At 34.3% G+C, this 9,812-nt stretch carries 11 protein-coding genes; 2 read left to right on the top strand and 9 right to left on the bottom strand.

Annotated elements, in window-relative coordinates; all coding sequences use genetic code 11:
* Nucleotides 1-274 precede the first annotated feature (274 nt).
* Together ACFCYN_RS24030 and ACFCYN_RS24025 are read left to right on the top strand one after the other, a co-directional pair.
* Entirely contained in the window at nt 275-604 is a 330-nt protein-coding gene (locus ACFCYN_RS24030; RefSeq protein ID WP_375952427.1) for a hypothetical protein, read from the top strand.
* A gap of 104 nt (nt 605-708) precedes the next feature.
* Nucleotides 709-969 carry a DUF7336 domain-containing protein gene (locus ACFCYN_RS24025; RefSeq protein WP_375952424.1) on the top strand — a complete coding sequence of 87 codons (261 nt, stop codon included), beginning with the start codon at nt 709-711 and terminating at the stop codon, nt 967-969.
* Nucleotides 970-1,379: 410 nt separating this feature from the next.
* Here ACFCYN_RS24025 and ACFCYN_RS24020 read toward each other — a convergent pair whose 3' ends face one another.
* The 9 genes from ACFCYN_RS24020 to ACFCYN_RS23980 form a co-directional block, all read right to left on the bottom strand.
* Nucleotides 1,380-1,610 carry a hypothetical protein gene (locus ACFCYN_RS24020; protein ID WP_375952421.1) on the bottom strand — a complete coding sequence of 77 codons (231 nt, stop codon included), beginning with the start codon at nt 1,608-1,610 and terminating at the stop codon, nt 1,380-1,382.
* Nucleotides 1,611-1,809: 199 nt separating this feature from the next.
* A complete protein-coding gene (locus tag ACFCYN_RS24015; protein WP_375952418.1) occupies nt 1,810-2,622 on the bottom strand; it encodes a peptidoglycan recognition protein family protein in 813 nt (270 codons plus the stop codon).
* Entirely contained in the window at nt 2,606-3,007 is a 402-nt protein-coding gene (locus ACFCYN_RS24010; RefSeq protein WP_375952416.1) for a phage holin family protein, read from the bottom strand. The genes ACFCYN_RS24015 and ACFCYN_RS24010 overlap by 17 nt, the downstream gene beginning before the upstream one ends.
* Nucleotides 3,008-3,225: 218 nt before the next feature.
* Nucleotides 3,226-3,756 (bottom strand): DUF4376 domain-containing protein, encoded by a 531-nt coding sequence (locus ACFCYN_RS24005; protein ID WP_375952413.1) that lies wholly within the window; start codon nt 3,754-3,756, stop codon nt 3,226-3,228.
* On the bottom strand, nt 3,757-5,637 hold the full coding sequence (locus ACFCYN_RS24000) for a hypothetical protein (protein ID WP_375952410.1): 1,881 nt from the start codon (nt 5,635-5,637) through the stop codon (nt 3,757-3,759).
* 11 nt (nt 5,638-5,648) lie between these two features.
* A complete protein-coding gene (locus tag ACFCYN_RS23995; RefSeq protein ID WP_375952407.1) occupies nt 5,649-6,020 on the bottom strand; it encodes a DUF6711 family protein in 372 nt (123 codons plus the stop codon).
* Nucleotides 6,021-6,032: 12 nt separating this feature from the next.
* Nucleotides 6,033-8,681: a hypothetical protein gene (locus tag ACFCYN_RS23990; RefSeq protein ID WP_375952404.1), complete on the bottom strand. Its 2,649-nt coding sequence runs from the start codon at nt 8,679-8,681 to the stop codon at nt 6,033-6,035.
* A 17-nt stretch (nt 8,682-8,698) separates the two neighbouring features.
* A complete protein-coding gene (locus tag ACFCYN_RS23985) occupies nt 8,699-8,983 on the bottom strand; it encodes a hypothetical protein (RefSeq protein ID WP_375952401.1) in 285 nt (94 codons plus the stop codon).
* A gap of 23 nt (nt 8,984-9,006) precedes the next feature.
* Entirely contained in the window at nt 9,007-9,363 is a 357-nt protein-coding gene (locus ACFCYN_RS23980; protein ID WP_375952399.1) for a hypothetical protein, read from the bottom strand.
* Nucleotides 9,364-9,812 lie beyond the last annotated feature (449 nt).

Below are 9,812 nucleotides of genomic sequence, written 5' to 3'. Positions count from 1 at the left end.
GGAATAAGAATATATCCTTGTACTTATCTTTATTTAAGGAGGGGTATCGTTGAAACGTATTGTTTTTGCTATATTACTTCTAATGATTGTTTTACTTGGTATGAATTATGCAACAAGCCCTGGTTGATAAACATTATTGAACTAACTCATGCGATTCTTCAATAACGAAGGATCGTTTTTCTTATGTAACTAAATAGCAGTTTAGTTGCATAAGGAATACTCGAAAGTGTGCTATATTTATATTAAATACAGCTTATTGAGGTGTTATAAAAGGATGAGATTAGTTTGTAAGGAATGTAATATTGAGATATCGAAAAAGTTAATTGAATTAACAGACTTAAAGATGCTAAGTGAAAACGTTGGGAAAGCTTATATTCCTGAAGGCTTTTTTATAATAGATAATGGTGAAGCTGATATTAATATAAAAGGGTTTATTATTATTAATATCAATGATTTAATTAATTCAAATTACCATCCTGATGAAAGCAGAATAAATGGATGTTGTGGTTGTGATGGCTTAGATGGCTTTAATAGGGTCTGCTTGAATAACCACGAAATAGGCACCGAACCTCAGACTGTTGGCTACCACATTTTATTGCACTAAGTCCAGATTTGGTAAAATTTAATTAGCAAATTAAAAATGACCTTACGCAACTAACTAATGCTTTAGTTGAAAAATAATTAAATATGAAATATGAGGTGGTTTAGGTGGAAATTAACAAGAAGTATGTATTTTTGCTAACTCATATCTATGATTATGGTGATGAAGACGAACATGAAGAAACAAAAATATTAGGTGTTTATTCTACAAGAGAAAAAGCAGAAAAGGCTCTTGAACGTTATTTTAAGCTTGAAGGATTTAACAACTATCCTAAAGAGTGTTTCTTTGTTGGAGAATGTTTAATTGATGAAGATTTAGGTTGGACAGAAGGCTTTTTTAAATGGGATGATCCAGCAGAAAGTTCTTGAAAAATCTTATTAGTTATTGAACTAACTGATGCTTTAGTTGCATATGAAAAGGACTTTTAGATAATAAATAGAATATAATAAATTACATTAAAAATTTATCCATGAAAGGTGGAACTCCAAATGAGAAACCGTTTTATGACATTCTATTTTAAATTGTTTATTCGACCACATAAAGCACAACCACCTACAAAACCAGGAGATTTAATGCAATACATTATTCCGTTGTAGAATTTTAAATAAAAGGATAGTAGCTGAAATTGTTTCAGTTCTTACTATCCTTTTTTTGTACTACAAATGCCCGTTATTTATACAAAATATGAGTAAGTTCTTATGCAACTAACGCATGCATTGGTTGAACTAGAAAAAACAGAATCTTCTATGGGGAGATTCTGTTTTCATAACGTTTACGGTTAAGTATTACGATTATACTTTGCTGCTCTTTTAAGTTCTTCAACTTCACCATCAGACAATTTTTCTTTACCAGTAAAGTGATCAACTACTTCTTTTGCAGTAAATTCACGAGTTTCTTCAACTTTTTTTTGGCTCATATCTGGATCTAAAACTGAACCAAATGTTAATCCTTCTTTGAAACCTTTTGCAATACCTTTTAATAAGCTATCTTGTTTTTTACTTTCAGACATTAAACCAACCTCCTCTCACTAAATATTGTACATAATATTCAGAAAAATGTATAGACCACTAGAATATCTTAATTAAATGGTGATCAATTTAATATATGATTAAGGTAATCAACGTTGTTCAACTAACGCATGCGTTAGTTGAACAACAATTTCACAAAAAAAGTAACCTTGTATTCAATAATGAACACATGGTTATTTTTTATTGAAACATTTTAGCCCAGGTTTTAGGACCAATCTTTCCATCTACAGTAAGTTTGTTTTTCTTTTGAAATGCTTTTACTGCAGCCTCGGTCTTTGGTCCAAACTTCATATCAGTTGTAACCCCAACTTTTTCTTGAACTAATCGAACGTTATTTCCTTTTGAACCTACTTTTAGCACTGTACCAGGATAAAAAGGAGGTTTAGTTTTTACAGCTGCAGGTTTTGTTTCTACTTTTGTGGGATTAAGTATTAATCCCACTTGTTTTTTGAAGTCCTCGAATTTAACTAGATCTTTAACAAATGGTGAAGGGCAATCTTTTTTAGTTACATCAAAATGTCTTACAATATCTTTTTCTGTTAATTTATAAGTCATACAAATCGCTGCAATATCACTTATTGCACGATTAATAGTGTCTTGATGAATAGTGCCATCTTTTTCTACACACATTTCATAGCTTAAAGTATATAAATTAGCATTTGGAGCAATTTCTTTAACTCCTCGATATACCGAACCATCATCATTATGTTTTTGAACATCATTTGCATGATAAGCTACTTCGTTTAAAGGAATAATACAAACTGATTCATCTTTATCTCCAAAAATATGAGCAGAAGCAGCTGTATACTTCTTCCCTTGTTGTTCTAATAATTTACTTTGAGCTGGTAAAGTAACACCAAAATATTTCACATGATTTTTAGCAGGAGCACCAGGATTGCCAGTCCAATGTATTACAATTTTCAATACACCTTTTAATAATGTACCTGGTCTTGTATATTTGTTTTTTGGAATAAATTCATTTCTCCATGTCATTTTGAACAATTCCTTTATCGAATGATTTTAATTTGTCCTCAACTTGTGCAGGAAGTACCACACCAATAGCTCTTAAGTTCTCTACGATGCTCCCACCTTCTTTATAAATAAATAGGGCAAGTGTAAATCCTGTTAAATAAAAATTAAGCCCTAGAACTATATCTAGAGCTAATACAAATACAATCCCAACTAATTCACCAATCCATCGAATAATTCCGTCTCTCATGACTCTTGATTTGTATTCTGAAACACCTTTCCAGGTCTTTAAAAGTCCTGTGATAAAATCTAGAAATTTTACAAGAAAGTAAAATAATAACGCTGTTTGAATTAGCTTTGGCAATAATGAAATAACATCAATATCCAATGTTCCATCTCCTTTAGGCATAAAAAAATACACCTATGATTTAGGTGTTGTTTCAACTTGCTCTATGGATTTTATACAATGATTCTTCTGAAACAAATCTAAGAATCTACACATGAATTTGCAAAAAATACAAGTATCTATTCTTTTTCCCATGCGTGAGGACATTGTTTCATCAGGATTTCCACCTAAAATTGTATTAATTAGTTGGTCAATACTTATTTAGATATTCCAGATATACTTTACCATGTTATTAATTCCAGTTCTTCGATCGTTGCTGATTCGACTTGCGGTTGCAATATATCGCGAAGCTTAACAATATTTTCTTGAATATGCGTTAAATGTGCTACAAATAGAGTTATCATTGTAGGCGGTGTAATTAATATCCGAACGACACTTCCTTCCATATCATAAGCAGTCCATTTTATTTCGGTTAAAAAACCTTTATCGAAAGCGAACATTAATTTATCGAAATTAGCTTGCGCGACTGAATCATTCGAAAATAGATAATCCGCCCCATCGATAGTAGCTTTAAAGCGTCCTAAAATTGCATTATCACATTCAGTCCCCAGATCCGCCATTTTCTTAGTTTTAGCGATTTCTAGGATTAAAGATTCGTCCTTTACCGCTTGCCCGTCTATATAACGATAAGCGCTAGGGTTTTCGAATATTTCCATAGAATCAACTTCTACCGCGATTGGGTTATCCTCAATAGGGGATGTACCAACCGCAGTAATAATATTCTTTTCATTATGGATAATATAAAGGATCATTTAACTATTCCCCCAGATCGCGACCCAATAAAGCGTTGTAGCGTTTGTATTTGTTCTGTATATGAAAGCATTGAACCCGTTAACGGTTGGATTCCCAAACGAAACCATTTTAACTTCCGATTCTGGAACACCCGTATTAGGTGTAACTTGAACCGAAGGTAAAGTCGGGAACGGTTTCGGGTATGTGACCGCTATCGACGTCGGAGTATTCGCTACTGGTGTAATCGATACCGCTCCAGTTTGGATAATGACATTTCCTTCATGTATTACGCGATTTGTATCAAATAATAATTGACTGTTAACAGTTCTAAGAGATTGATAATCAGATATGTTAACACTGTCACTAGCAGCTCCATTTTTAGGAAATAAGATCCCTTCACTACTATTATCGGTTTCATCATTGAATACAAGCGCATTGACACCGCGAATATCTTGATTTTTCATGTGTAAACCGAAATATCCATTATTAAAGTTCGGGGACATAGTACCAGCGCTATTTGTATTAACTATCATACCGCCAGTAATAGAACCGTTAATTAATTCTGGATTATTAACCGTTTCGCCTGTATTATCAATTATGTTCGTTTTATTGTCTAACTGACTTTCACAAACTGTTTGAGAACTTGCTCCAAAATCGGGATATGTTAATACGGTATCAGTTACAATTGTATTCCATGCTGAAACGCCGAATTCATCGATCCGAATATTATCGCCAGATTCTAAAGCTGGGTTTCCTTGCCATTCCATATTAAATGTAAAGAAAGGAATACCAATTAAACTAGTAGCTAATGATTCGACAAGCGCTTGTGTGAAAAACGGATTTTTAATTCGTAATTCTTTATTATTTGACACTGTACCGTTACTGAACGAATTACCGTTAAAATCATAACCTGTTATTTTATCAATAATATAAGATTCGTTTCCTTCTTTGAAATCAAAGTAATTGTCCCCAGCGATTGTCATAACGGTTGAATTTCGTCGTCCGATGTTTTCAGCTGATACTTGCGCTGGTGTACTATCCGTTTGTGTTACGTCCGCCCGTATCGTTATAACATAACCATTTATCCCAGTAATTGTACCTAATGACGGGTTGATTCCCGTTAAAACATTACCGTTTGTAATAAAGTCGTTTACTTTAACCCCTAAACCGTCCCATACTGTACGACTCGCCGTATTAACCGTTAAATCGTAAAATTGACCCTTTACATAGTTTGCGATATTCGAATCAAAAGTAAGTTTCGAAGTAGATCCACCAACAAAAGAATTATTTTCAACTGGCGACGTTAATTTCTTGATCGTTATTCTACCGACACGATCCATAGCGCCATTACCACCTAACAGACCAGCCATGAATCCTAGCATTTGACGACAAGTATATCCAGTAGATTGATTAACAATGGTTGCGGGATATGTACCTGCCAGAGGAACGCCAGAATATGACGACAACTTACTCATAATATTAGAAATTGTATCAGTAGCGCCACCCGTCCATAAATACGGGACATCTAATTTGATCATATTATCTAAGCAAGTTAAATGTAACTGAGTAGAACCATAATTATTTATAATTTCTGTATCAATAACATTGAATTTTCCCAGTGATACATATTCGATTGTAGATCCGCCGACATTAACCCCTATATACGGTTCGATTAACATTCCGTTTGTTATCCCGTTTGTATTCTGTAACGTTATTTCGAATGAGTTCGCAATCGTTGTCCCGATCTCAAATACTTCCGAAACAGAAATAGTATCGTGAAAAGACCAGTTAATAATTTGCATAGAATCGTATTTTGTAGATAAATTAACCATGATATATGAATCAATGACTCTATTATTCCCCATCATGTTTTTCATAAAACTATTTGATACATTTAACACTTAATCACCCCTTACAGTTCGATGAAATCCATTGAAATTTCTTTCCATCGACCTAATGTAAAGTTATACATTGGCGCTACTCTATCACCCACATAAAATTGCTTTATTAGAACTCCATCTTTTGGATCTAGAAATTTACAATAAAAACTAGTCGAACCGTTATTATCTAAGGCTACTAAAAGTGATTGCATTTCTGAAGTTGTCATAGTTGGAAATGTAACAGAAATTTTTCTTTTAATCGCAATTCTTGTTCTAACTAATGTTCCTTGTGCATTTCTTGTTGATTTTTCAGAGTCTAAATCTAAAATTGTTACTTGATATTCGCTAGGTGTTTTAATGGGGGACGTCGCACCCGAACTTGAACCAATTTCTAGAAAAGCCATATAATCACCCCGTTATAATTTTAATACTGGTTTTCCCGTTTGGCGTTGTAAACGGTTGATCTGATTAGAAGTAATACGTGCTAACGTTGATCCACCGATTTGGATGATGATGTCTCCACCACTTCCACCGCCCATATGTTGGGATAATTGAGAAGCAAGGTCTTTCATCCATCCAGTGTTATTTTCTAATGGTAATACTGCTTCTCGGCCTGCTTCACCGATATTAGCGATAGTTGAACCAGTAGTAATACCACCTTTAGCTAACCTTGGTATATGAGAGACATGTTTTATTTGATTTCCGGGTAATACTTTATCAATTGAATCTCCCACTTTGTTAATAGCATCAATCATATCGTTAATGAAGTCCACTGCTTTATTGTAAACGATTTTAAATCCACTTGTGATTGAACTACCTAAACCGCTAGTAATACCACCAAATGCTTTCTTAATCTTACTAGCAACACCCGAAAAGAAACTATATGCGTCGCTGAATTTCCCTTTAACTGCTGACCAAACCGAACCAGCTGACGACGAAATACTACTTTTATTATTATCATAAGCGCTTTTTAACTTAGTAACGACATTATCACGATACCAGTTATAAACGTTCGTAAACGCTTCTTTAACTTTACCCCATACCGCACCAACTGAAGTTTTGACCGGAGTTTTCCAGTTATCGAAAGCAGTAATTAATTTTTTAACGACATTATCACGAAACCAATCGTAAACATTAACGAAACCATCTTTAACACCGCCCCATATTAAGCCAGCGCCAGTTTTAACGTTCTTAACCCCATCTTTCATAGTTGTATAGAACGTCCCGATTACATCGTCTTTAAAGAATGAAACAATATCATCCAGAACACCAGTTATAGCGTAATATATCGTTTTTGCTCCATTTTCCGTATTTGTTTTAATATCCGTTAATGACCTAGCGAATGAATCACATACACTTGTTTTCCACCATGTCGCGATCACACCTAATACTTTTTGGATTGCAGTTGGTATTTGTGACCAATCAAAATTAATAACGTCTGTGACAAAATTTTCGATTGAAGTCATCATGTTTAGGAATAAACCGACCCACCAACTAGTGAATTTTGTCATTACACCTTGAAGACCCGGAAATAAATCTGTTACCCAATCCATAACTAATTGACCGCAATCTATTAGTAAAAGTTTTGTGTCTGTCCATGCTTTATGCCAATCTCCGTTAAGAAGATCCGCAATAATACGGAAAACATCAGCGATAATATGAAGGGAATTCGCTAATAAATCCCATTGAGTTTTTAGACTAGTAATATATACTTCTAACAATTTTTCTGTTATCCATTTCATTCCATCACTAGTCATTAAATCAGTTATAGCGCCCCATAAATCTTTAACACCGAAAACTAAGTTATCCCACGCTGGTTTTAAAGGTGATAAAAATTCTTTTACCGCGTTCGCGAACGCTACAACTTTTGCTTTCATATCATCTAACCAACCGTCCATGGGATTGTTCGATCCATCATCACCACCATTTAGACCACCATCATCAATGCCCCCGCCAGAACCTCCACCACCACCAACATCACCTACACCTGTATCACCAGTTCCTGTGCTAGATGTTGCAGAGCTAAGGATGTTTAAAGCATCGAATCCTGCTAGTGTTTGCTTCATGGTATCAACTGCTTTTTTAACCTTTTTACCAGTTTTAGTAAACGTATCTCCTAATTTACCTACAGAAGCAGTTTGTTTATTAGTAGTTGCGGTCTGTGTTTGAAAAGTTTTTGTTGCATTTTTTATGTTCTTTTTATGACCAAATAAAGCTTCCATAAATGCAGCCACAACTTTAAGCGCTCTTGTAACTCTATTCGCAAAAGCAGTTAAATAAGGTAAGACTGCTGCAAGAGCTGGAAGGAAAGCTTGACCTAAAGCAAGTCTTGCATCTAATAATGAAGCTTTAAATATATTCATCCTCATTGCGGTATTATCCGCAACTTCAATACCTAAATTTTGACTTACTTGTTGTAATATATGGTGATACAAAATAGTCTTCTGCATGTTTGTACTTAGTTGTGCCCACGGTGTTCCATTGGCCATTTGCTTATAAGCATCACTTTGCATAATTGCACTAGCACGAACATTGACTCCAAGCTCATCTGCCCCGTCAGCTTCCTGGTTCATTGCTGAACGGATACGATCAGAAACCTCAGTCATGGCCATACCACGTTTTGAACTAATAATTGCTGCAACTTTCATCATTTCAGTTGTTTTAGATAATAGGTCCGCTTGGCTTGTAGCAATTGATTTAAAGTTTAATGAAAGTGTATTTGCTAGTTCTGCACTTTGTAACTTTGAATATCCAAGTGATCTTCCCACTGTATCCTGCCATTTAATGAAATCATTCATACTATTTCCCAATGTTTCACTAAGTGTTCCCATAATTGCTTCAAACTTCATTGCATCTTGAACTGCTGGAGAAATTGCTGCTGCCGCTACAGCTATACCTGCTATTGCAGCTCCAACACCAGCAGCCGCAACGCCAATTCCTTTAATTACGCCCGAAATATTATTTCTGAAACCACCTAATGCACCTTGAGCACTTTTCATTTCTGATTTCATTTGTGAAGCATCTGCACCAATACGAACCAATAAGTTCCTTAAACCACTAGCCATTGATTTACCTCCTTCCTTTAGTAAGTAGTACCTTCAAATGCTGCGTTCATTACTTTAACCATATTTAACATGTGTTCTGACGACATTTTTTTCTGTTTAATTGGTTGTTTTCCAATAACCTGTTCTAAGCTCGGCATTTCTTTTGCTCGTTGCCAATTCGCACCCAACCAAGTTAATGTAAGCTTGTCTTTTTGCTCTGTTTCCATACGTTTATTGAATGATTTAATATGAAGACCGAGTTCATACGGAGTCATATAATCGTATTCCTGTACACCAATTCCTATTTCAATAGCGATAGACAAAGTTTCATCGAAGTCATAATCTTTTACTTCTTGGTCTTCTCTATCGCCATCTCGTTTTTTAATTCATTACCTTCAGCACCAAAACTTCTAGAAATAGCCATTGCAATTTTTTCAATAATATCTTTGTAAGAAACAGCCTTATCCAAGATATCCTCAACTTTTTCCAATGACAACACTTCACCCATACTTATCGCATCACTCATTAATCCACAATACATATAAACTTCAATGTCATCTGGATCTAAATTTGTAATCGATTCATCAATTTGAACTAACGTTTTTCCAGTCATTGCTTTTAATTGTTTTAATGCTTTATGTCCAAATCGAAGAACACGAGGTCTATCCAAATTAATTACTACAGGTTCACTATTTATACTCATATGATTTTTCCTCCTTAAAAATATAGCTCTTATAACATTAATTGTTGATTATAGACCAAATGAAAAAGACCACAAAACTGTGGTCTTGCCTTTTCTTTATACAACTAGCGCACACGGTAGTTGCACAACCTTTAAAAATAAAAAAAGAGAGAACTCTAGGAAATGAGTTTCTCTTAAAAAGGTGACATTGGGCAAAAAAGTTTACTTAGTACAATATATTCAAATAAAAGGTTAAAGTTTATCTCTTTGCCTACACTGTAAAACTTATACAACTAATGCATGCGTTAGTTCAATAAGATTATTCATCAAAAATACCAATATTAATTAGAATTCCATCATTATCTAGCCTTTTGCGGTTGTGTGGAACTTGGCTTAATTTCTTGTATTTTTCATTCCAAATTACATCTATGAAACTATATGATTCTTTAAGAAATCGATCAGTAGAAATG

The organism is Gottfriedia sp. NPDC056225 (assembly GCF_042267765.1).
Taxonomy (GTDB): domain Bacteria; phylum Bacillota; class Bacilli; order Bacillales; family Bacillaceae_G; genus Gottfriedia.
Note: the sequence above shows the minus strand (reverse complement) of the source record. Positions and strands in the feature narration are given on the sequence as shown.